The following is a 21,779-nucleotide window of genomic DNA, read 5'->3' as shown; positions in this document are numbered from 1 at the left end:
CGCGCCGGGCTTTGGCCCCGGGTTCGGTCCAGGGTTTGGCCGTGGCCCACGGCGGGCGAGCAGGGGGGATGTCCGGGCAGCTATCCTCTCGCTCCTGGCCGAGGCGCCTTCCAACGGTTACGGATTGATCAAGACGATTGCCGAAAGGACGGAGGGCGCGTGGCGGCCCAGTCCCGGATCCATCTACCCCACGCTGCAGCAACTCGTTGACGAGGACCTGATCTCAGCCCTCAGCGAGGGCCGCGGGACGGAGTTCACGCTCACGGACCAGGGCCGGGCCTATGTGGCCGAGCACGGTGAAGAAATGGACAATGCCTGGAATGCCGGGCCGGACAGCTCCGACCGTGAGTTCCACCAGAGCATCGGCAAACTGATGGGAGCCATCCATCAGTTCCGCAGTGGTGTCAGCGAGGAGCAGCGCGCCGCAGCCATCGAAAAAATGGATGAGACCCGGCGGGCGCTGTACAAAATCCTGGCGGACTGACGCGGCGCTTAGTGCACGACGTTCCGGCCCTTACCGCCGCGCCGGTCAGGCAAAGGAGTCTTCTTTAGTCCGCGTGGCGCTCTTGCTGGGCCGGTCGGCGGCAGCTGCCACCCCCGCCGCGGGGGAGGGGGAGGCGGGATGCAGCGGATTGAAGCCCGCGCCGATTTCCCCGAACGCGTAGGCGCTCTCAGCGTGTTCAGCCAGATCCACGCCAGCGGTTTCCGCCTCAAGGCTGACCCGGAACCCGATGGTCTTGTTGATGGCGCGGCCAATGACAAAGGTTCCTGCGCCGGAGAGCAGCAGGGTGATCACCACAGCCGCCGTCTGGGCAATCAGTTGCTGCGCACCGCCGCCGTAGAAGAGTCCGCCGCCCTGGCCATCCACCGGAAGGGCGATGAAGCCGAGGGCAAGGGTGCCGATGAGTCCGGCGCCAAGGTGCACGCCCACAACGTCCAGCGAGTCGTCCAGGCCGAAGCGGTACTTCAGGTCAACGAAGACGGCGCAGGCGGCTCCGGCCACGAAGCCCAGGCCGATAGCGGCCACCGGGCTGATGTTGGCGCAGGACGGCGTGATGGCCACAAGCCCGGCAACCACACCCGAGGCGGCACCGAGGGACGTCGGATGCCCGTGGCGGATCTTTTCGGTGACCAGCCAGCTCAGCATCGCCGCGGCGGGAGTCACCAGGGTGTTCACCCAGATCAGGCCGGCCTGCTCAGCCGTTGTGGCCGCGCCGCCATTGAAGCCGAACCAGCCGAACCACAGGATCGCGGCACCCAGCATGATGAAGGGGACGTTGTGCGGGCGGTGGTTGGGGTCCTTGGCGAAGCCGTGGCGCTGCCCCACGATCAGGGCCAGGACAAGGGCTGCGGTCCCGGAACTGATCTCCACCACTGCACCGCCGGCGAAGTCGATGACCTGGCCGAATACGGCGGTGACTGCTCCGCCGGCGCTCATCAGCCCGCCGCCCCAGACCATGTAGGCGAGGGGGCAGTAGACCACGGTGATCCAGAGCGGTACGAACAGTGCCCACGCGCCGAACTTTGCGCGGTCAGCGATGGCTCCACTGATCAGCGCCACCGTGATGATCGCAAACGTGGCGCTGTAGCCGGCTTTGATCAGGTCAGGGGAGCCCATCAGGCTCTGCAGGCCGAAATTGGTGAAGGGATTGCCGAAGATGCCCAGCACGCCGTCGCCCGTTGTCATGGAGTAGCCCCACAGGACCCACACCACGCCGACGATCCCGGCGGAGATGAAGCTCATCATGATCATGTTGAGGGCTGCCTTGGCGCGGGTCATGCCGCCGTAGAAGAGGCCCAGCCCGGGCGTCATCAGCAAAACCATCGCGGCTGAAATCATCAGCCAGACATGTTGGGCAGAAATTTCCACCTGCGGGTCCCTTCGCGTTGCGCCAGCGGGGCGCTCTTTGCCGGCCCTCGCACTTCCCCCGGCGTCTATGGTTGTCCTCCGGTGTTTCAGGAAGGGCGCGCAAAAGTTGCGGCTGCGTTACACAATCCGCTCCTACGTGAAGTTCACGCGTCGATCATGTTTCAAGCTTGTTAACCGCCGCCCTCCACGCGGCGGCACCGATACGGCATAGGGCCCCAGGCCAGCGCAACGGCGCGTGACGGACTGGGCGGAAGGTGAGAACCGCCGTCGGACGCGAAGAACGCATAGGTTTCCTGTGCGTAACCGGCGGCTCACCCTCCCGGCGCTGGGTTTCACAGCCTTAAGGACCGACGACGGCGCGCCGCTGGGAAAGTGCGGTGCGCCGTCGTCGTGCGCTGCCAAAGGTGGGAGGCCCAGCAGGATGGCAGCAGCGAAGGTGTCAGAACTGCCGGGCGTTGGCCAGTACGGGAAGTTTGCTGCGAACCTCATCCACCATGGACGGGTCGATATCCACGACGGCGAGTTCCGGCCTTCCGCCCAGCGCCACGACGGCGGAGCCCAGGGGGTCGATCACCGCGCTGTGCCCTATGCCCGTTGGGGCGCTGCCTGCCGGACCTGCGCCGACGGTTTCCGGGTCCCCCTGGCCGCAGGCCACCACGAACGTGGTGCTGTCCAGCGCGCGCGCCCGCACCAGGAGGTCCCACTGTTCAGCCTTGCCCTCGCCCGCTCCCCAGGACGCACACAGGATGTTGACCTGCGCCCCGGCCCGGGCGTTGGCGGTGAAAAGGGCAGGGAAGCGGACGTCGTAGCAGGTGGCGAGGCCGAAGACCGTGCGGTTGAGCTCGAAAGTCACGGGAGTTTCGCCCGCGTCCACAGTCTTCGACTCTGTAAAACCGAAAGCGTCGAAGAGATGGACCTTGTCGTAGGAGGTATCGACGCCGGGGCCAGTGACCAGCAGGGTGTTGCGGACCCGTCCGTCCTTCCCGGGAGTGAACATGCCTGCCACGATCACAATGCCCTGGTCCCTCGCGATGGCCCGGACTTCGCCGGCCCAGGGGCCGTCCAGTGGCTCTGCGACGTCGCGGAGGGAATGGCCGAAGGCCCGCATGGCAGCCTCGGGAAACACCACCAGCTCCGCACCAGCGGCCTTCGCCTGCGCCGCGTAGTCCCGGATCAGTTCCAGGTTTTCTGCGGGGTCTGCACTGCTGATGATCTGGGCTACAGCCAGACGCATGAACGCTCCAATCTGGGGGGCCGCTACTGTTTGTAGCCTTCGACTTCGCTGACGGGCCGGGCTTCGGCATCGTTGGGGTTCTCGCCGGAGTCCGACTTGGCCCGCCGCTGCCGCAGCAGGTCCCAGCACTGGTCCAGGCTTTCCTCCACCTGCTTCAGCCGCGCCTTGTCCGGCACCTGCCCGTCCCCGGGGGCCTCCCGCAGTGAGTGCTCCTCCTCAACGAGGGCCTGGATGCGCGTCAAAATATCCTGATCATTCATGGCTTCCCCTTACTCCCCGGACCGGTCTCCCCAGCGTACGCCTGTACCATCTGAATCATGCCCACTGTGCTTGATATGGCAGGTCCAATCCTGGAAATGCTGACCTGGATGTGCCTGCCCGCCGGGCTCGCGCTGCTCTTCTACATAGGCTTCCTCCGCCGCTTCGTTCATCCGTGGGCTGTGGCTGAAGCGGTGGTGTATTCCGACAGCACGGGCGTGGGCTTCCGCTGGTTCGACCGCAAATACCAGGTGCACCACGCGCCTATGTCACCCCACGACATCAGGGACCTGGCTGTGGGCGACACCCTCCCCATCTACTACCACCCCAAACGCCCCACCCAGTGGCAGACCGCTGCACCGGAAGAGGCAGGCAAAACCGCATCGGTGCTGGGCCGGTGCCTGACGGGCATTGGCGCCGTGGCCTTCCTTGCCGGCTTTATCCTGCCGATGTTCTAGGGCTGCCCTGGACGGCTGCCCTATCCAATAAGCACCACGCCAATGCCGAGGGCGCCCAGGATTACCCCGGCGGAAGCCGTCCAGAGCACGGCGGTGATGTCGGCGTCGTGCCTTTCCTTGCGGATACCGTGCGAGCTCACGCGGTAGCGGCGCCGCTGCGTGAAGTAGATGCCGGCGGCCGTCCCGGCGGACACCGTGAACAGGAGCAGGATCGGAAGGCCGTGCTGCGGCAGCCAGCGCAGGAAGATCGCGCTGACCGTCACCAGGGCCAGCATGGTCCTGCCCCACGCGAGCGTGGTCCGTTCAGGCTGCAGTCCGGGATCCCCATGCAGTGGTGCGGGGCCGCGGGATGGCGCCACGGGTCAGCGCCAGAGAATGAAGATCAGTACGACGGCGGCCGCCAGGGCACCGGCCGCAGCCAGCAGTGGCACGATGAGGGGCACCGGCAGCGGCGCCTTGTTGCGCATGCTGCGTTCCACCCGGAGCCACCGGACAGCGGAGCCTGCGCTCAACAGCATGCCGAGCAGTAGCAGGACCACCGCCAGGCCCTTGCGGACCGGTTCCAGGAAGAGGTCCGAGGTGAAGGCTTCAATGGCGATGCCGCCGGCCAGCAGCGCGAGGGAGGTACGGATCCAGGCCAGGAACGTGCGCTCATTGGCCAGCGTGAACCGCGGGTCCGGTTCCTCCCCGCCAGGCAGCAGGCGTTCGGCGATTCTCCCGCGCGACGGCGGGACGGGGGCGCTGGCGGGCTGCTCGCGGTTGGTCACGGTGCCAGTTTAGCTATGCGGCTGGGCGCATCCTCCGCTGCGCTGTCCTCGCAGCGCTATGCCCCGCTGCGAGGGGCGAACATGATCACTGCCACGCCCAGCAGGCAGATCAGTGAACCAGCGATGTCCCAGCGGTCTGGCCGGAAGCCGTCAAAGATCATTCCCCAGACCAGCGATCCGGCCACAAACACCCCGCCGTAGGCCGCCAGGATCCGGCCGAAGTGGGGGTCAGGCTGGAAGGTGGCTACAAAGCCGTAAGCCCCCAGGGAATGCCGGGGGCCAGGCCGGGGTTGGGCCGTGTATGGAGCGCATCGGATTTCTCTCATTTGGCCATTGGGGTCCCGGGCAGGGCTCCCGCACCAGGACAGCCGGTGATGCCCTCCTCCAGGCCATCGACTTGTCGGTGGCGGCGGAGGAACTCGGGCTGGACGGCGCGTTCTTCCGGGTGCACCACTTCGCCCGGCAGCAGGCCTCGCCATTCCCGCTTCTGTCCGCCATCGCCGCGCGCACCACCAGGATCGAGATCGGCACGGGTGTCATCGACATGCGGTACGAAAACCCGCTCTACATGGCCGAGGAAGCCGCGGCAGCGGACCTGATCAGCGGCGGCCGGCTGCAGCTCGGCATCAGTCGCGGGTCACCCGAGCCGGCCCGCCAGGGAGCGGCAGCCTTCGGGTACGTGCCCGGCCCCGGAGAAACCGACGCGGACATGGCCCGCCGGCACACCGACCTCTTCCGGAAGGCGATCACCGGTGCGGGGGTCGCGGAAGCAGACCCGCGGTACGCAGGCGGAGCCACCGGACTCCTGCCGGTCCAGCCGCAGTCGCCCGGGCTCGCCGAGCGAATCTGGTGGGGAGCCGGGACCCGGAAGACAGCGGTCTGGGCCGCGGAACTCGGCATGAACCTGATGAGCTCCACGCTGCTGACCGAGGATACCGGCGTGCCCTTCCATGAACTCCAGGCCGAGCAGATCCAGTTGTTCCGGGATGCCTGGGCTGCAGCAGGCCACGAGTACACGCCGCGGGTATCGGTAAGCCGCAGTGTCCTTCCCATCGTGGATGAGGAAGACAGCCGCTTCTTTGCCGGTGCCGCCCTTCGGGACGGACGGGACCAGGTGGGCATCATTGACGGGCTCACTGCAAGGTTCGGGAAGAGCTACGCGGGCGCCCCGGACGTGCTGGCGGAACAGCTCGCCGCGGACACCGCCGTCCAGGCCGCCGACACCCTCCTGCTGACCATCCCCAACCAGTTGGGCGTCGACTTCAACGCGAAGCTGCTGGGCACTATCTCCCGGCACATCGCGCCCTCGCTGGGATGGAATCCCGGCTCCTGAACAGCCGCGGCGAAAGAGTGCTGACCTAAAATTTCTCCCCGCCAGCAGCAATACGGCGATATAATAAGTAGGCTTATGGAAGGGTGGGGGAACTTTACGCGTTGCCGAACCGTTACTCTTAGAGTGCGGCTTGGGGGCTTTGCGCCACTTACTACAGCGTGACTGCGGAACGGTCATATGACGGAGAGAGAGAAATATGGCTCGCGCCGCTCTAGGCTTAATAGCATGATCCGGTTACGCCAGCTGGCCCAGGCGGCCACTGTCCTCACCACGCCCTTGTCGCCGGAGGACATCCTCGCGCTGTTCAACCCCGTCTACTCCGCACGGCAGCTCCGTGGTGTCGTCACGCGCGTTGTCCAGGAGACGGCCCAGTCCGCAACGATCTTTTTCCGGCCCGGCCGCGGCTGGCACTCGCACCTGGCGGGCCAGTGGGCGCGCATCGGCGTCGAACTCGACGGCGTCCGCCACTGGCGCTCCTACTCCCTCAGCGCCCCTGCCGGCAAGGACCCCGCCATCACCGTCACGGATGTTGGCGCCGTGTCCGGCACCCTGGTGCGCACCACCAAGCCCGGCGATGTCCTGTTCCTGGCTCCTCCACAGGGCGACTTCGTCCTCCCCGAGCACCCGCGGCCCCTGCTGATGGTAACCGCGGGCAGCGGCATCACTCCCGTCATGTCCATGATCCGTACGCTCGTCCCGCGGCGTCCGGATGCCGACGTCGTGCTTGTTCATTCGGCCCGCACTCCCGGCGACAGCCTCTTCCGCGAGGAACTTGCCGAGTTGGCGGACCAGTTCCCCAACTTCCGCCTGGCCCACTGGTTCACCGGTGAGCAGGGCCGCATGGACCTGACCAACACCTCCCAGCTGGACGAGATCTGCCCTGACTGGAAGGAACGCGCGGCGTATGCCTGCGGTCCGGACAGCTTCCTGGACGACGCCGAGGCGCTGTGGAAGCGCGCGGCGCTCACCACTGCAGCCCCCGGCTCGGACGTGGCGGTGGCCGGCAGTGCCGGCAACCTCATGATCGAGCGCTTCAACACCACCTTTGAAGGCGGTGTGGGGCACGACGGCGGGCTGGTCACCTTCGAAGCCTCGGACAGGGAAGTGGAAGCCGACGGCGACACCCCCATCCTCGACGTCGGCGAAGACGCAGGAGTCCTCATGCCCAGCGGGTGCCGGATGGGCATCTGCCACAGCTGCCTGACCCCACTCCTGTCCGGCCAGGTCCGCGACCTCCGCACCGGCGAAGTCCACGGCGAACCCGGACAATTGATCCAAACGTGTGTCTCGGCAGCCGCCGGACCCGTCAACCTCGAAATCTGAGGAGCACCACGGTATGACTGTAGTAACACCGAGCAAGACCACATCCGCCGAAGGCAAGCCGACCGGAGGGTCAAGGACGCGCCCCGGAAAGCTCGCCGAGTCCGGCAGCCCCACCGTCCGGCCGCCGGCCGCCGCGCACCTGAGCGATGAGCAGGTGGCGGAACTTGGGCGTGAACTGGACGCCATCCGCGACGAGATTCTCGCCAAGCGCGGGGCGGCAGACGCCGCCTACATCCGCCGCGTGATCAAGGTCCAGCGTGGCCTGGAGATCTCCGGGCGTGCCGCGTTGCTGGTCAGCAAGAACAAGGCTGCCTGGGTTACCGGAACCACGCTGCTGAGCCTGGCCAAGATCCTGGAGAACATGGAAATCGGGCACAACGTCCTGCACGGCCAGTGGGACTGGATGCGGGACCCGGACATCCACTCCACCACCTGGGAGTGGGACTTCGTCACGCCCTCACGCTCGTGGCAGCACACCCACAACGACCTCCACCACCGCTGGACCAACGTGGTGGGCAAGGACAACGACGTCGGATACAACCTCCTGCGGATGGACGAACAGCAGCCGTGGAAGCCCATTAACCTGGCCAACCCGCTGTTCAACGCCATCCTGGCGCCCCTCTTCGAGTGGGGTATCGCCATCTACGACCTTGAGCTCACGGAGTTCAAGGAAGGCAAGAAGTCCAAGGAAGCGCTGCTCAAGGACCTCAGGGCCCTCGGCAAGAAGGTTGTCACCCAGTTCACCAAGGACTACGCCGCAACCCCGGCCGTCGCCATGCTGACCGGCTCCGGCAAGCAGGCCCTTTACGGCACCCTGACTGCCAACGCCGTTCGCAACGTGTGGGCCCACGCCGTGATCTTCTGCGGCCACTTCCCCGAAGGCACGGACACCTTCACGGAGGAAATGGCGGAAGGCGAAACCCGCGGTGACTGGTACATCCGCCAGATGATCGGCTCCGCCAACATCTCCGGGTCGAAGTTCATGCACATCATGACCGGCAACCTCTCGCACCAGATCGAGCACCACCTGTTCCCGGACCTGCCGTCCAACCGGTACGCCGAGGTGGCGCCCAAGGTCCGTGAGATCTGCCAGCGCTACGGTTTGAAGTACACCACCGGGCCGCTGCTGAAGCAGGTCGGATCCACCTGGGGCAAGATCTTCAGGCTGGCATTGCCCGGCAAGACGGCAGCCACGGCCTAACCGCCGCACCGCCTGCCCAAAGCACTGAAAGCACCTCCGGCTCCGGGATTATCCCCGGGACCGGAGGTGCTTTTCTGTCCCCACCGACGCTCTCTCACTCCCTGCCCGTTTCCGGCGGACGCTCTCTCACTTAACGCAAGGTTTCCCCGGACGCTCTCTCACTTTCCTTGGAACCCTCTCCCATACCCGCGGCAGGCGCGCATAATTGATCCCACAGCGCGGCGCCCAGTGGAGGAATCATGCGGATTGTCGGAGCACTCATCGTTATCTGGCTCATTGTTGGCGGTGTGGCCGCCTGGCAGCGCGGCTATTTCGGCGCCGCGCCCGGAAACTGCGCGGAGGCCGGAACCATTGCCATCACCATCGTTGCGGGACCGCTGAACTACATGGGAGCGAATCCGCAGATTACCTGCGAGCTTCCGCAACCCTCCCCGTAGCAGGGCGTGCCTGGCAGGAAGCCACGCGCGGGAAGGGCTGGACTGGACGGTGGACCGCCCTAGAGTAGGTACTGCGCGGCCGCGGCACCCTCCCGGCCGCATCGATCCCACAGTCTCGAAAGGACCCGCCGCGATGGCCTTCATTACCGTTGGAACCGAAAACAGCACTGATATCGAGCTTTACTACGAAGACCACGGCTCCGGCCAGCCCGTCGTGCTGATCCACGGGTACCCCCTGGACGGTTCCTCCTGGGAAAAGCAGACAGCGGCCCTCCTTGACGCGGGCTACCGTGTCATAACCTACGACCGCCGCGGTTTCGGCCAATCAAGCAAGACCACCGAGGGCTACGACTACGACACCTTCGCAGCAGACCTCAACACTGTGCTGACAGCCCTGGACCTCAACGATGTTGTACTGGTGGGCTTCTCCATGGGCACCGGCGAGGTGGGCCGTTACCTGGGCACCTACGGCTCCGCCCGGGTGGCGCGGGCAGCCTTCCTCGGCTCCCTGGAACCTTTCCTGCTCAAGACCGATGACAACCCGGACGGCGTCCCGCAGGAGGTTTTCGATGGGCTGAACGAGGCCGTCACTGCGGACCGGTACGCCTTCTTCACCGAGTTCTTCAAGAACTTCTACAACTCGGACACGTTCCTGGGCACGCCCCGACTGAGCCAGGAGGCAGTCAACGCCAGCTGGAACCTGGCCGCGAATGCGGGTGCCACGGCATCAGTGGCAGCCCAGCCAACGTGGCTTACGGATTTCCGGGCCGACATCCCCAAGATCGACGTTCCCGCGCTCATCCTCCACGGCACCGCGGACAATATCCTGCCCATCGACTCCACCGGCCGGCTGTTCGCCAAGGCCTTGCCCACTGCCGACTATGTGGAAATAGAAGGTGCCCCGCACGGCCTGCTGTGGACACACGCCGCCGAAGTCAACGAAGCGCTCCTGCGTTTCCTCGCCAAGTAGCAGCTTCCCTCCCCGCGCATGCAAAACGTCCGACGGCGGCATGACTGCCGCCGTCGGACGTGGGAGAGCGTTTGGGGAAACGTTGCGTTAAGTGGGAGAGCGTTTGGGGAAACGTTGCGTTAGGTGAGAGAGCGTTTGAGGATACGTTGCGTTAGGTGAGCGAGGGTTGGGGGTTTACCAGCGGGGGCCGCCTCCGCCGCCGGGGCCCTGCGCTGCGCTGTATTCCCCGGCCGTGACCGTACCCTGCTCCGAGGCGCCGTCGAGCGACCCTTCACCGATGCCCGCGCTGACCGTTGCCGTTCCGCCGGTGTACACCGTGTATTCCGCGCCGTCGCTGATGGCCGCGGAGGAGAACACCAGCGAGGCTGCGGCCTTGGTGGTGACGAATGCAGCCACCACGGTGCCGGAGGAGTCGGCGATCTGGACTACGGTGCCGGCGGGAATGGACGAATCAAGGGTCACCTGCACGCCGGACTGCGTGGAGGAGGCTCCCGGTGTGACAGCCATGCCCGCGCTGCCCGCGGCGGCCACTGTTCCGCCCGTGACCACCAGTTCACCGTTGACGTCAAGCGCCCCGTTGCCGTCGTTCGTGGGGCCGTTGACCACCACGGTGCCGCCGGAGATGCTGGCGTTGCCGTTGGAGTCCAGGCCGTCGCCCTGTGAGTTGATGGTCAGCAGGCCGCCGCTGATGTCCACGGTGTAGTCGCCCACGGCCATCTCCCCGCGACCCATGCCGCCGCCCATTCCGCCTTCGGCGGTGGTGCTGGAACTTGTGCTGCCGCCTGAGGCGTTCACGCCGTCGTCGTTGGCGGTGACGGTGGCGGTGCCGCCGGTCATGATGATGTGCTGGGCCTCGAGGCCTTCCTCCGACTCCTCCACCGTGGTGGTGCCTGCCGCGATGGTGAGCGTGTTGTAGGCCTTGATGCCGTCGTCGCCGGCGCTGACGTTCAGGGTGCCGCCGTTGACCAGTACCCAGCCGCGCCCCTCGTCCTCCTCGTTGTCGGACTTGAAGCCGTCGTCGCCTGCTGTCACCTGGTAGGCGCCGTCCAGGAGCACCGCGTAGTCCTTGCCGACGATGCCGTCGTCCTCAGCGTCCACCGTCACGGTGCCTCCGGCGAGGTCAAGGCCGTCCTTCGAGGAGATGCCGTCGTTGAAGTTGCCGTCTACGGTGAGGGACCCGGTCCCGGCGATCGTGAGGTCGGCCATGGAGTACAAGGCTGCGTCGGGGGCATCCGTGCCCTGGCCGGCGTAGGTGGCGGCGTCGCTGAGGGAATTGGTGGTTCCGTCCTCGAGGTACACGATCGCCTCGTTCGCGCCCTGCACCACGAACGGGGACCCCGTGGAGCTGGTGATGGCTGCCCCGTCAAGGATGATCCGGACCACGTCTTCCTCACTGGCAGCCACCACCACCTGCCCGTCGGACAGTGAGCCGCTGAGGCGGTAGGTGCCGGCGGCGGTGATGGTGACGGTATCGCCGTCGACCTTGACAGCGGACGACGACGTTCCGGCGGCAGCAGCGCTGGCACCGTCCGCCATGGTCACGGCTACTTCGGAGGCGGCGTCCCAAGTGAGGTCGTCGGCGTCGTAGTGGGTGTCGTCAGCGAGGGCGTCCAACGAGACGGCCCCCGCAGTGCCGGTGGAGGCAGTGGAGGCGGCAGAGCCCGCGCTGGTGGTGGAGGCCTGGCTGCTGACGGCCGAGACCCCGGTGGGAGTCGTGCCGCCCACGGAGCAGCCCGCCAGGCCGAGGGCCAGGGCAAGCGCGGTGACGGACAGATGTGTGCGGAAGCGTTTCATGGTTTTTCCTTCAGGTGAAAGCGTGGGGGAGATGGGGGTCAGGCTACGGGCCGGAGGGAGAGGCTGCGGCGCAGCGTCCGGTTCCAGCGGTTTGCGGGTAGGTCCGGGCACAGGGCGGCCATGCCGGTGGCGAATTTCGAGATCCGGGAGGGGCGGACGCCGTGTGCCCACAAATGCCGGTCCAGCGGCCCGGCCGTGGAGCCCGACTTGGTCTCCAGGATCACCGCATCGTCGAGCACCCAAGCAGCCTGGCCGGGACGCTGCCAGGTCACGTCCGTGTCGATGGTGGCGCGGCTCCCGGACTCCGGCAGGTAGAGCGTGGTCCGGTGGTAGCGGGTTTCGAGGACCGGGTGGAGGCGGCCGGGGGGTATTGAACCCACGGCCGCGGTGAGCGTTTCGCGGACGTACTCCAGGCCTTCGGCCGTGAGCCGGGCGCGGTCCTCGGGCAGGTACGGGATGCGTTCCTTGACCGTCGCTTCCCGGGCGCCTTCGGTTTTCACCTCCAGGAAGCTCACCGCGCTGTCCACATAGGTCCGGGTGCGGATCTTATAACGGCGCCGGCGGCCGCGGGCAGCCAGGAGGTAACTGTCCAGGCCGGCGGTGTCGAAGTAGACGGAGTCGTAGGCGAAGCTGCGGGAGCCGTCCATCTCCAGGACGCGGACGTCGGCGCGGAAAGTGGCGAGGAGCTGGCCTGCAAACCGGGCCGGGACCACGTACTTGCGGTCCACACGGGTCTGCAGTGCGGCCTCGGAGTTGAGCTCCTCCAGCCCAACGGGGCGGAGGGAGCCGAGGTTGCTGACGACGACGGCTGTTGCGGGTGTGCTCATGCGGCACCTGCAGGGGTTGTCAGGCGGGCGGTGGCTGGTTCTCCGGCGGCAGGTTGAAGGGAGGCAGGTTCCATGGGGGCAGGTTCCGCGTGCCGCGGCGCCGGCAGGGCCGAGACAGCTGCGGGGGAGTAGGCGTACCGGACATCCACGATGGTCTTGTCGTTCACCAGGTCCAGTTCCTGGATGGTGGCGGAGTGGACCTTGCCGTGGAGGACCTCCTCCAGCCGGGCGTAGAGTTCGCCGTCCTCGGCAATGGCGCGGTCCAGGATGACGGTCTGGTGGCGGTGGGCCGGCAGGACCCGTGGGTGGTCTCCCACGAACATCACCAGCAGGATCAGTGCCATCAGTGAACCTGTCAGCCAGAGGGGCTCAATCCCCAGGCCGGCGATCAGGCCAAGGGCCAGGGCCGAGAAGTAGTAGGCCACCTCGTGCTGGGCCAGCTCGGTGGAGCGCAGCCGGATGATGGACAGGACCCCGAACAGGCCCAGTCCCAGGCCAAGGCCGGCGGCCGAACCCGAGAGCGCTGTGGCCACGGCCAGGACGCCCACGTTCATGCCCAGGTAGGACACCACCAGGTCGCGGCGGCGGTGGCGGCGGAGGTACAGGACAAAGGTCAGGATGCTGATGGCTGCCAGGTCGGCGAGGGTGAAAATAAGGGGGTTCATGGGATTCTCCGGGATGTTTTTGGTGGGCTGGTATTCACGGTGCCCGCCCAAACTGTGCGGGTGCTGTGACGGAACCTAGCCGGGTATATGAGTGCTGGCTGACGGTTCCCTGGGGCCGGTGCGGGAGGATTTGCTGGCTGCTTTTCCGCGTGCCTGTGCCGTGAAGAGGAAGCGTTGCTGCACCACAAAACTGATCCCCAGCAGGATGGCCTCAGCCAGGATCTTGGCCGGAAGCGCCAGCAGCCCGGCGCCTTCCAGGGCCCAGATGAGGCCGAAGTTGGCAGCAAGCAGCAGGGCGGCGAGGCTGAAGTAGCGGATTCCGGTGGTGCCGGCGGGCTTGTCCCTGCCATGGTCAAAGACGATGCGCCGGTTCACCATGAAGTTCACGGCGGAACTCACCGCCCTGGCCCCCAGCACAGCAAGGAGCAGGGAGTCGGCCAGCAGCGTGAGCAGCACGAACAGCACGGTGTCCACCAGGAACGCAGTGAAGGACGAAGCCAGGAACTTCAGCAGCGGGGCGTAGATCCGCACCGAGTCGGCCAGCGGACGGAAGTGCGAACCGGAATTGTGGTCCAGGTACACCGTGGCGATGTCCACCGAACGGATGGCATAGCCGGCGTTCCGCGCTTCCAGCAGCAGGTTCAGCTCGTATTCGTACCGGTCGCCGCGGACGGACCGGAGCCAGGGGATCATAGCGGCGGGGTAGCCGCGGAGGCCGGTCTGGGTATCGGAAATGCGCTCGCCGGTGGCCAGGGTGAAGAGCATCTTCGTTGCGGTGTTGCCAAACCGGCTGCGCGCCGGGACGTCGCCGGTGAACTTCCGGCTGCCCAGCACCATCGTGGACCAGCCCTGCCCCGCCCGGTCCTCCTCCCGGAGGGAATCGGCCACCCTGAGGATGTCCGCCGTCCGGTGCTGGCCGTCGCTGTCGGCGCACACCACGTCGTGGCCGGGCAGGTTGTCCGCAATGAAGCCCAGCCCGGACTTGAGGGCGAAGCCCTTTCCCCTGTTGCGCCCATAGCTGATCACATGGCACCCAAGGTCCCTGACGGCGTCGAACACATCCCGGTACTCCGGGCCGCTGCCGTCATCCACCACCACGATGGGAAGCCACGGTTCCGCCTGGCGGATGGAGCGGACCAGGGCGGGAAGCTGCAGGTCCGGCTCATAGGCAGGGATCAGGATGATCATGTCCGGGCCCTACCCGCCGATGTAGAGGATGTCGGAGGTGCCGCGTTCTTTGTTGGCGCCCAGCGGGTTGTTCACCAGAGAACCGTTGAAGTACATGGTGGAGGAGCCTCCGCCGTCGATGTTGTACGCCGTGGTGGCACCGAGGCCCTGCATGATGTCCGCCAGGCCGGTCATGGTGACCCCGGCGCTGTAGCCGGGGCTGCGGCCGTCCACCACCACGAACACCAGGTGGTTGTCGTCGATGATGCCGACGGCGGTGCGGGGCTGTTCGCCCTGGATAGAGTGGTTGCCAAAGTTGGTGTCCACTTCCACGTCCTCGATGCCGTCGGCCACTTCGCCGTTGTCCAGCAGGGACGGGCCGAAGGAGAGGGTGTTCCAGACGCCCTCGGCCACCAGCTGCCCGGCCGCGGTGGTGGTTTCGTCGTAGACCTTGACGGTGCCGTCGCGGTAGAACGCCAGGCCCTGCCGCGCCCCCTCGTCGCGGAACACCACGCCGTTGCGGATCACGATGCCGGTGTCCCGGAAGCCGTAATAGTCGCCGTTGATGGCGAACACTGCGTTGTTGGCCTCGGCAATGGCGGACGTGGTTTCGGTGATGTTCTCGCCGAAGCTGTCGTTGGCGAAGGCGGACTGGAGGGTGGTGGCGTCATCGAGCACGACGTCGGCAACGTAGTACGTGACGGTGTCGTCGCCGCTGCCGGTGGTCACCGTGGAGATGCTGATGTTGGACGAGCCGGAGACGTGGGAAGTATCCGTGGTGACGGCGGTGGAGGACGTGGAATCGGTGGCGGTTTCAGCCGTCGTTCCGGTGGAGTTTCCTGCCTGGCTGGCTTCGTAGGCCGAGACGTCGGCGATCTCGACGTGCTGGACCACGAACCGGTCCAGTGCCCAGGCCGTGGCGCCCCCGGCGGAAAGGGTGAGGGCCACGGCCCCGGCGATGATGGCCCGCCGGGCGCGGCCGGGTTTACGTTCTCTGGTCTGTTGCGGAGTCATGCCTCATTTCTAGGGAGGCAAGCTGGCAGGGGGATTTACCGGATATATAAGGGGCCTGTGAAAACTAGCCGTCGTAGTGCGTGCGTGCCGGCCCTTGGCCCAGCGAATTCACCACGGCCGCGGCAACGTCATGAAGCTTCGAGTTGCGGGTGCTGGAGGCCGTTTTCAGGATCTCGAAGGCGTCCTGCTGGCTGCACCGGTTCTGGGCCATGATGATGCCCACGGCCATGTCGATCACCGTCCGGGACTCCAACGTGGCGCGGAGGTTCGCCGCAGTCTCGCTGTAGTGGGCAAAGCGCACCGCCAGGCGCAGGGCCAGGGACGTCTGGCCCACGAAGTCCTCGGCAAATTCAAGGATGCGCGGCTCGAAACGGTGTGGCCGGCGCGAGTACAGCAGCAGGGCAGCCTTCGTCCCGCCCTCCAGCTGGAAGGGCAGCGCGAGGACGGAGCGGATGCCCTGGGCCAGCACGGCCGAGGAGTATTCGGGCCAGCGGCCGTCGTCGCGGGCGTCGGGGACGTGGATGCTTTCCTGGGCGGCAGAGGCCGTCAGGCTCGGCGTCTCGCTGAACTCATACTCAAGGTGCGCAATGGCCTTCGCATCCGGGCTGCTGCTCGCCACGGTCGCGGCCTTGCGCTGCCGCAGGAGGGTGATGGCGCACATGATCTCATCGCCGGGCTCGGAAAGGTTGCGTGCGGATACCTGTGCCAGCTCGTTAAGGAAGTCCTCAACATCAGAGCTGTTGAGGACCAGCTCATGCAGGTGCTCGGTAATGGATGTATCAGTTTTTGCTGTTGACTCGCTGGCCACGGTTTTCTGGTGCCATTCGCTCAGGACAACCCGGTGACTTCCAGCATCCCCCCGGCGGAGCGGGCAGGCTGTGAAGGTCGCTGGATCGAGGAACTTTCCAACGGCCTGCTGCTAAACCGATATCCAGAAGTATATACATCCTCCGGCGGGGGAAATGGTCACCTTGACACATACGGTGCAGGCTCTCTGGCGCCGGCCGGGGAGTTACCGGCAGAATGAAGCAGGCGCCGGTGCTCCCGGCGGCAGACCCCCGGAACCGGCGGCTGGCAGGCCCCGCTGGGGCAGGAAGAGGGACAGGACATGACCAGGCTGCTCATCATCGGTCCGCCGGGCTCCGGCAAGGGAACGCAGGCGGAACACCTGGCCCGGCACTTCGGCGTTCCCACGCTTTCCACCGGAGAAATTTTCCGGACCAACGTCAACGAGGAAACGGAGCTGGGAAACCAGGCTGCCGGCTATCTCGACGACGGCGATTTTGTCCCGGACCACCTCACCAACGCGATGGTCAAGGACCGCCTGCAGGACAGCGACCTGCAGGCGGGCTTCCTGCTGGACGGCTATCCGCGCACGGCTCCGCAGGTGGCGGAGCTGGACAACATGCTCGTGTCCCAGGGGTTTGCGCTGGATGCGGTCATTGAGCTGACCGCCCCCGACTCCGTCCTGGAGCAGCGGATGCTCCGGCGTGCCGCGGAGCAGGGCCGCACGGATGACACGGTGGACGTGTTCCGGCGCCGCCTGGATCTCTACCACCGTGAGACGCATGAAGTAGTCTCGGTCTACGCCGGCCGTGGAATGCTCGTTTCCGTGGACGGCAGCGGAGATCCCGGCGACATCACCAGACAGGCGATCGCCGCCGTCGAAAAGTTCCTGGCTTCCCCGCGCCCCGGCGCCTGAACCGGCGCAAGCCACCAACGTAAAGGACAACCTGATGAGAATTGCGGTCACCGGCGGTAGCGGCAAACTTGGACGGCACGTGGTCCGCAGGCTCACGGAGGACGGCCACCAGGTCCTCAACCTGGACCGCGAAGGCAGCCGCAGTCCCGGCCTGGTCGTGGTGGACCTGCGGAACTACGGCCAGGTCCTGGACGTGCTGCTGGGAGTGGACGACAGGCATGACGGTTTTGACGCCGTGGTGCACCTCGGTGCCATCCCGGCCCCGGGCATCATTCCCGATGCCGCCACCTTCGAAAACAACATGCTGTCCACCTACAACGTGTTCCAGGCGGCGCGCCGCGCGGGCATCAAGAAGGTGGTGTACGCCTCCAGCGAGACGGTGCTGGGACTGCCGTTCGACGTCGACCCGCCCTACATCCCCGTGGACGAGGAGTACCCCGCCCGGCCCGAAAGCACCTACTCCCTGGTGAAGCACCTGGAAGAGCAGATGGCCGCTGAGCTGACGCGCTGGGACCCGGAACTGAGCATCGTCGGGCTGCGGTTCTCCAACGTCATGGACGTGGAGGACTACGAAAAGTTCCCCTCCTTCGACTCCGACGCAACCCTCCGGAAATGGAACCTGTGGGGCTATATCGACGGCCGGGACGGGGCCCAGGCGGTGGTCCGCGCCCTCGACAACGGGAAGCCGGGATTCGAGGCGTTCATCATCGCCAACGCGGATACCGTCATGAGCCGGTCCAGTGCCAGCCTGGCCGCGGAAGTGTTCCCCGGCGTCAAGGTGGTCAAGGAGCTGGGCGAACACGAAACCATGCTGTCCATCGACAAGGCGCGCCGGCTGCTGGGCTTTGAGCCTGAGCACACCTGGCGGGACCACTGGCAGAACCCCGCGGGCGGCCCGCCGCGCTAGGTGCTAGCCGGCGTTGCCGGTTTCGAGCAGGAACTCGGCGCGCCCATGCACCGCACCATTGATCTGCAGCTCCAGGGCGTGCAGGCCAGGGTGGTGCACCCTGGTGGTCATCTGCCTGAAGGCATGGCGTTTGGAGAGCCTCCTGCTCTCACCCGGGGCAAGGGTAAGCGTTGACACCTTGAAAACCTTGGCGGACTGGCTCCCATTGGCCTTGCGGTAGTGGACGAGGTAGTCCACGGCCAGGCGCACGTCGTGCGCGCCGGTGTTGGCTATCTCGAAGGAGAACGTCAGTTCACCGGGCAGGGTCAGGACCTCCCGGTCCAGGTGGGGCCCGGCCACCGCCACCTGCGCCGGCGAAAAACCAAGCAGTTCCAGTGCCTCCGGATGCCCTTTCTTGATGAGCGTGCGGAGCCCGTGCCGGACCACCCACCCCGTGTTGCCGTCAGCTGCGGAGAGCCACTCCCTTGCCGTGGCCACCACGGGGCCGGGTGCGTGCCGGGCAAGGTCATTGAGGTGATTGGCCACGGACCGCCGCACGTACTCCGAGGAGTCCCGATACAGCGCGGCCAGGACGGGAAGGGTGGCTTCGGGCCGCTCCACGAGGCCGGGCACGCGCACCGCCCACGGCAGGTAGGGGCGGGTTCCCTCACTCGCCAGGCGGCGGACATGCTCATCCGGGTGGGACGTCCACTCCAGGGCAGCGTCCAGTGCCCGGTCCAGGTTGTGGCGCAGCAGGCGGCGGACGGCAAACTCGCTGGTGAGCCGGGGCGTCAGTTCCGCCAGCAGGGCCAAGGCGTCGTCAAAGTCCTCCCCGGTGCCGGAATCCACGGCAAGGCTGGCAGCAGCCTCTGACACCGGCCACAGGATCCAGCCCGTGAACTCCGGAAACCGCAGGGCTGCACGGAAGCTGACCGCCGCCGTCGGATATCCGGCACCGGAGGCGCTCAGGACATCCTCCCGCAGCGCCTGCGCCACAAGATCTGTCCGGGCGCGCAGGTTCAGGTCGCCCAGCAGGGAGGCGGCGGCGCGGGTCCGGGCCCACTGCACATCGGGAGCGGCCTCCGTGAGGACCGCCGCGGCAGAATGAACGGCGGCAGCGTCAATCAGTTCATTCATTGCACCCATGGAGTCAGGCTACCGCCAGTGCTGAACGCGATACTCTTCCCCTAGGAAAATCTCAACGGCGCAGGGACGGGCATCACAGTGGGACATCAGGATTCAGCAGGCTCCGCAACTACCAGCCGGAGCCGCGGCAGGTGGCGGGCCTTCCACGACAAGTTCGTGGTGGAGGAGCGCTACATGGACCCCGCCGACCGGCGGGGACTGTACCGGGCGGCCATCATCCTGGTGGTGACGGGGGTTGCGCTGTTCATCGCCACACTGGTCAGCGTGCTGCAGGCCGATGGCCTCTCTGCCGCAGATGTGCCGGTCCGTGACTGGCTCCTGGGGATAAGGTCCGACGCCGGCACGGCCTTCATGATTTTCCTCGCCGTGGTCTTTGGCCCGATCGCCCTGCCCATCATCGTCCTGGTGGTTATTCTGTGGTGGGGCTTCGCCGCGAAACATGCCTGGCGCCCCATCCTGCTGGCGTCGGCGATGGTCACCGGGGTCATCATCTCCCAGATCATCCTGCGGATCGTCCAGCGCTCGCGGCCGCCCGTGGAGCAGATGCTGTTCGGGATCGACCACACGTTTTCGTTCCCGTCGGGGCATGTCCTGGGGGCGTGCGACTTCCTCCTGGTTGGAGCCTTCCTGGTGTTCTCCCGGCACAGCAACACCAAAGCAGCCGTTCTTGGTTTTGTGGGGGCGGGGATTGGCATCGTGCTTGCCGCCGTGAGCAGGTTGTACCTGGGATACCACTGGCTCAGCGACGCCCTCGCGTCGCTGTCCCTCTCCCTGGTCATCCTGGGCGGGGTCATTGCACTGGATACATGGCGCACCGCCCGTGTTCCCGGGGAGCGGATCACCGGTGAGCTGTCCAAGGCGGATTCGCCCCGCGACTGACTGGTCCGGGGGGTGAACTGTTGTCCGGCCCCTCAGCCTGGCGGCCTGGACCTGGCCCGCTTGAGGGCGCGGTGCAGTTTGTTGTTGGCGGCCTCAAGCTCCAGCACCTTGGCCACGCCCGCGAGGTTGAGGCCCTGTTCCAGGAGTTCGCCGATCCGCAGCAGCACGGCGATGTCGTCATCACTGTACTGGCGGGTGCCGCCGGACGTCCGCGACGGCGTCAGCAGGCCCCTGGTCTCGTAGAGCCGGATGTTCTGCTGTCCTGTTCCAGCCAGCTTCGCTGCCACCGAGATGGCGTACAGCGCGCGGCTGCTGCTCGGGCCGGTCTCCCGTCCCGCGTCCTGTTCCGCCATCAGTTCTCCAGTATCCGTCCGGGGTCTTGCTTCAGTTTCCCACGGGTGCTATAAAAAATCTATATCCATCACCATAGATTAACCGGTGGATATGGCCCAGGTGGAACACCTACTGAAGCTGAAGGAGTGGGAAATGATGTTGATGCGCACGGACCCGTTCCGTGAGCTGGACCGGCTCACGCAGCAGGTCTTCGGAACCGCCGCCCGCCCGGCTGCCATGCCCATGGACGCCTGGCAGGAAGACGGCGAGTTTGTAGTGGCCTTCGACCTGCCTGGCGTGAAGATGGATTCCCTGGACCTGAACGTTGAACGCAACGTCCTGACGGTCCGGGCGGAGCGCAAGGACCCCACCCAGCCCAATGTGGAACTGGTGGCCTCCGAACGTCCCCGCGGTGTCTTCAGCCGGCAACTGATCCTCGGTGACACGCTGGATACTGACAACATCAAGGCCAGCTACGACCAGGGCGTCCTGACCCTGCGGATACCGGTGGCTGAAAAGGCAAAGCCTCGCAGGATCGAGATCCATACCCAGCAGAGCGAAAAGCACCAGATCGGAACCTAGCCACAGCCGGCAGGCGCGGGGGACCTCTTCACGGTTGCCCGCGCCTGGCGTTCTTGTCCGCCGGCGTCCGCGCCGCTCGCGGACGCCGGCGGAGCGGAAAAGGGCCACCATGACAACAAGCCCCGACTACTACGACACCCTGCGGGTCCAGCCGCACGCCACGCAACAGGAAATTTCGCGCGCCTACCGGGCCCTGATGCGCAGCCACCATCCGGACGTCGACGGCGGTACCTCCCCGGAAGGTGTGCTTCTGATGATCATGCAGGCCTACAACGTCCTCAGGGATCCTGAGCGGCGCGCCGCATATGACAAGCAGCGGGCCGCCGCTGCCGGACAGTCCGTTCCCGTCCGGAAGGTGCGCAGCCCCGGCCGATCCCAGGACCCCCTCATCAGGGTCACCCCGGTGCGGTGGGAAAGCGGGCCCTGGGCCTGACGATGATCCTGGCAGGGCCCCGGCAACGTACCCGGCGGGGAACGGAACGGGGAACGGAACACAACAACAACACCGCGAGGAGGCGGAGAACCGGATGAGCGACTGGCGCCGATACGATTCACACCTGATTCCGGCATTCCACGAGCGCTTTGAACAGCGCTGGGGAGCCGGAACTGCTCCCTTCCTGGACCCTGAAGCGCATGAGCAGCCGCTGCCCCGTGCGCAATGGATCAACCCTGCCACGGGCGCAGCGCTGGCCGTTGTGCCGGTGTGGACGGCAGACGAGAAGCAGCAGCGGTCCTTTGGCGTGTTCTACCTTCCGCCCGGGGGCGACATCTGGGTCCTGCGGCCCGGCTACACGGGCTACCTCGAACCCGCTGACGGCGAAACAGAGCACCTGGTGACGCTCCGGAACGATGCCTTCCGGAAGGCGGTGGCCCACGCCAAGGAGTTCCTGTTCGGCTCCCAGTAGCCGCAGGGGCGGACCGGCAGCCCACGGG

Annotated in this window: 27 protein-coding genes; 13 read left to right on the top strand and 14 right to left on the bottom strand. The window is 66.3% G+C overall.

The features are described from left to right. Positions 1-484: PadR family transcriptional regulator (locus HTS88_RS08505; RefSeq protein ID WP_174177329.1), on the top strand; the 484-nt coding region annotated here is incomplete at its 5' end. A gap of 45 nt (positions 485-529) precedes the next feature. On the opposite strand, the gene HTS88_RS08500 is transcribed toward HTS88_RS08505, so the two are convergent. From HTS88_RS08500 to HTS88_RS08490, 3 genes are all read right to left on the bottom strand, one after another. Next, positions 530-1,870, bottom strand: a complete 1,341-nt coding sequence (locus tag HTS88_RS08500) for an ammonium transporter (protein WP_174177327.1) — start codon at positions 1,868-1,870, stop codon at positions 530-532. A gap of 439 nt (positions 1,871-2,309) precedes the next feature. After that, entirely contained in the window at positions 2,310-3,104 is a 795-nt protein-coding gene (locus HTS88_RS08495) for a carbon-nitrogen hydrolase family protein (protein WP_174177325.1), read from the bottom strand. Between the two features lie 23 nt (positions 3,105-3,127). Beyond that, a complete protein-coding gene (locus tag HTS88_RS08490; protein ID WP_174177323.1) occupies positions 3,128-3,364 on the bottom strand; it encodes a DUF2630 family protein in 237 nt (78 codons plus the stop codon). A 57-nt stretch (positions 3,365-3,421) separates the two neighbouring features. Here HTS88_RS08490 and HTS88_RS08485 point away from each other — a divergent pair, with 57 nt between their 5' ends. Then, positions 3,422-3,820, top strand: coding sequence for a DUF3592 domain-containing protein (locus tag HTS88_RS08485; protein WP_174177321.1), 399 nt, complete (start codon positions 3,422-3,424; stop codon positions 3,818-3,820). A 20-nt stretch (positions 3,821-3,840) separates the two neighbouring features. Here the strand turns inward: HTS88_RS08485 and HTS88_RS08480 are convergent, their stop codons facing one another. From HTS88_RS08480 to HTS88_RS08470, 3 genes are read right to left on the bottom strand one after another with little or no spacing between them, the layout of a single operon-like run. Beyond that, positions 3,841-4,179 (bottom strand): DUF202 domain-containing protein, encoded by a 339-nt coding sequence (locus tag HTS88_RS08480; protein WP_174177319.1) that lies wholly within the window; start codon positions 4,177-4,179, stop codon positions 3,841-3,843. 3 nt (positions 4,180-4,182) lie between these two features. Further along, positions 4,183-4,587, bottom strand: coding sequence for a DUF202 domain-containing protein (locus HTS88_RS08475; protein ID WP_174177317.1), 405 nt, complete (start codon positions 4,585-4,587; stop codon positions 4,183-4,185). Positions 4,588-4,643: 56 nt separating this feature from the next. Further along, positions 4,644-4,913, bottom strand: a complete 270-nt coding sequence (locus HTS88_RS08470) for a YnfA family protein (protein WP_281359023.1) — start codon at positions 4,911-4,913, stop codon at positions 4,644-4,646. Here HTS88_RS08470 and HTS88_RS08465 point away from each other — a divergent pair. The 5 genes from HTS88_RS08465 to HTS88_RS08445 all read left to right on the top strand — a co-directional run bounded on the left by HTS88_RS08465 (position 4,889) and on the right by HTS88_RS08445 (position 9,851). Beyond that, positions 4,889-5,920: an LLM class flavin-dependent oxidoreductase gene (locus HTS88_RS08465; RefSeq protein WP_174177315.1), complete on the top strand. Its 1,032-nt coding sequence runs from the start codon at positions 4,889-4,891 to the stop codon at positions 5,918-5,920. The genes HTS88_RS08470 and HTS88_RS08465 overlap by 25 nt on opposite strands. A gap of 225 nt (positions 5,921-6,145) precedes the next feature. Further along, positions 6,146-7,243, top strand: a complete 1,098-nt coding sequence (locus tag HTS88_RS08460) for a ferredoxin reductase (protein WP_141002268.1) — start codon at positions 6,146-6,148, stop codon at positions 7,241-7,243. A 13-nt stretch (positions 7,244-7,256) separates the two neighbouring features. Next, the gene (locus HTS88_RS08455; RefSeq protein WP_174177313.1) at positions 7,257-8,444 is read left to right on the top strand and encodes a fatty acid desaturase family protein; all 1,188 of its coding nucleotides are present in this window, start codon (positions 7,257-7,259) and stop codon (positions 8,442-8,444) included. 239 nt (positions 8,445-8,683) lie between these two features. Beyond that, entirely contained in the window at positions 8,684-8,881 is a 198-nt protein-coding gene (locus tag HTS88_RS08450) for a hypothetical protein (protein WP_174177311.1), read from the top strand. Between the two features lie 133 nt (positions 8,882-9,014). Next, on the top strand, positions 9,015-9,851 hold the full coding sequence (locus HTS88_RS08445; RefSeq protein ID WP_174177309.1) for an alpha/beta fold hydrolase: 837 nt from the start codon (positions 9,015-9,017) through the stop codon (positions 9,849-9,851). Between the two features lie 174 nt (positions 9,852-10,025). Here the strand turns inward: HTS88_RS08445 and HTS88_RS08440 are convergent, their stop codons facing one another. The 6 genes from HTS88_RS08440 to HTS88_RS08415 all read right to left on the bottom strand — a co-directional run bounded on the left by HTS88_RS08440 (position 10,026) and on the right by HTS88_RS08415 (position 16,126). Then, positions 10,026-11,645: a carbohydrate-binding domain-containing protein gene (locus HTS88_RS08440; protein WP_174177306.1), complete on the bottom strand. Its 1,620-nt coding sequence runs from the start codon at positions 11,643-11,645 to the stop codon at positions 10,026-10,028. Between the two features lie 38 nt (positions 11,646-11,683). After that, the gene (locus tag HTS88_RS08435) at positions 11,684-12,472 is read right to left on the bottom strand and encodes a polyphosphate polymerase domain-containing protein (RefSeq protein WP_174177304.1); all 789 of its coding nucleotides are present in this window, start codon (positions 12,470-12,472) and stop codon (positions 11,684-11,686) included. Then, on the bottom strand, positions 12,469-13,137 hold the full coding sequence (locus tag HTS88_RS08430; protein WP_174177302.1) for a DUF4956 domain-containing protein: 669 nt from the start codon (positions 13,135-13,137) through the stop codon (positions 12,469-12,471). Before HTS88_RS08430 ends, HTS88_RS08435 begins: the two co-directional genes overlap by 4 nt. Positions 13,138-13,212: 75 nt before the next feature. Further along, positions 13,213-14,325 carry a GtrA family protein gene (locus tag HTS88_RS08425; protein ID WP_174177300.1) on the bottom strand — a complete coding sequence of 371 codons (1,113 nt, stop codon included), beginning with the start codon at positions 14,323-14,325 and terminating at the stop codon, positions 13,213-13,215. 9 nt (positions 14,326-14,334) lie between these two features. Further along, positions 14,335-15,318, bottom strand: coding sequence for a phosphodiester glycosidase family protein (locus HTS88_RS08420; protein WP_174177298.1), 984 nt, complete (start codon positions 15,316-15,318; stop codon positions 14,335-14,337). A gap of 64 nt (positions 15,319-15,382) precedes the next feature. Beyond that, positions 15,383-16,126, bottom strand: coding sequence for a GAF and ANTAR domain-containing protein (locus HTS88_RS08415; protein ID WP_174177296.1), 744 nt, complete (start codon positions 16,124-16,126; stop codon positions 15,383-15,385). Between the two features lie 300 nt (positions 16,127-16,426). Here HTS88_RS08415 and HTS88_RS08410 point away from each other — a divergent pair, with 300 nt between their 5' ends. Continuing rightward, positions 16,427-17,020: an adenylate kinase gene (locus tag HTS88_RS08410; protein ID WP_174177294.1), complete on the top strand. Its 594-nt coding sequence runs from the start codon at positions 16,427-16,429 to the stop codon at positions 17,018-17,020. A 34-nt stretch (positions 17,021-17,054) separates the two neighbouring features. Then, the gene (locus HTS88_RS08405; protein WP_174177292.1) at positions 17,055-17,927 is read left to right on the top strand and encodes an NAD-dependent epimerase/dehydratase family protein; all 873 of its coding nucleotides are present in this window, start codon (positions 17,055-17,057) and stop codon (positions 17,925-17,927) included. A gap of 3 nt (positions 17,928-17,930) precedes the next feature. On the opposite strand, the gene HTS88_RS08400 is transcribed toward HTS88_RS08405, so the two are convergent. Beyond that, complete coding sequence (locus HTS88_RS08400; RefSeq protein ID WP_174177290.1) at positions 17,931-19,052, bottom strand: DNA alkylation repair protein; 1,122 nt, start codon at positions 19,050-19,052, stop codon at positions 17,931-17,933. Between the two features lie 78 nt (positions 19,053-19,130). On the opposite strand from HTS88_RS08400, the gene HTS88_RS08395 reads away from it, so the two are divergent. Further along, positions 19,131-19,931, top strand: coding sequence for a phosphatase PAP2 family protein (locus tag HTS88_RS08395; protein WP_174177289.1), 801 nt, complete (start codon positions 19,131-19,133; stop codon positions 19,929-19,931). 32 nt (positions 19,932-19,963) lie between these two features. Here the strand turns inward: HTS88_RS08395 and HTS88_RS08390 are convergent, their stop codons facing one another. Then, positions 19,964-20,284, bottom strand: a complete 321-nt coding sequence (locus HTS88_RS08390) for a MerR family transcriptional regulator (protein WP_174177288.1) — start codon at positions 20,282-20,284, stop codon at positions 19,964-19,966. Between the two features lie 136 nt (positions 20,285-20,420). Between HTS88_RS08390 and HTS88_RS08385 the strand changes: the two genes are divergently transcribed. The 3 genes from HTS88_RS08385 to HTS88_RS08375 all read left to right on the top strand — a co-directional run bounded on the left by HTS88_RS08385 (position 20,421) and on the right by HTS88_RS08375 (position 21,751). Next, complete coding sequence (locus HTS88_RS08385; protein WP_174177346.1) at positions 20,421-20,846, top strand: Hsp20/alpha crystallin family protein; 426 nt, start codon at positions 20,421-20,423, stop codon at positions 20,844-20,846. Positions 20,847-20,955: 109 nt separating this feature from the next. Beyond that, positions 20,956-21,279, top strand: a complete 324-nt coding sequence (locus HTS88_RS08380; protein ID WP_174177287.1) for a J domain-containing protein — start codon at positions 20,956-20,958, stop codon at positions 21,277-21,279. A 94-nt stretch (positions 21,280-21,373) separates the two neighbouring features. Then, positions 21,374-21,751: a hypothetical protein gene (locus HTS88_RS08375; protein ID WP_174177286.1), complete on the top strand. Its 378-nt coding sequence runs from the start codon at positions 21,374-21,376 to the stop codon at positions 21,749-21,751. Positions 21,752-21,779 lie beyond the last annotated feature (28 nt).

Origin of the sequence: Pseudarthrobacter oxydans (genome assembly GCF_013314975.1) — a bacterium.
In the GTDB taxonomy this organism is placed as follows: domain Bacteria; phylum Actinomycetota; class Actinomycetes; order Actinomycetales; family Micrococcaceae; genus Arthrobacter; species Arthrobacter oxydans.
The sequence above is the reverse complement of the archived record's forward strand: the minus strand, read 5'-3'. Positions and strand labels throughout refer to the sequence as shown.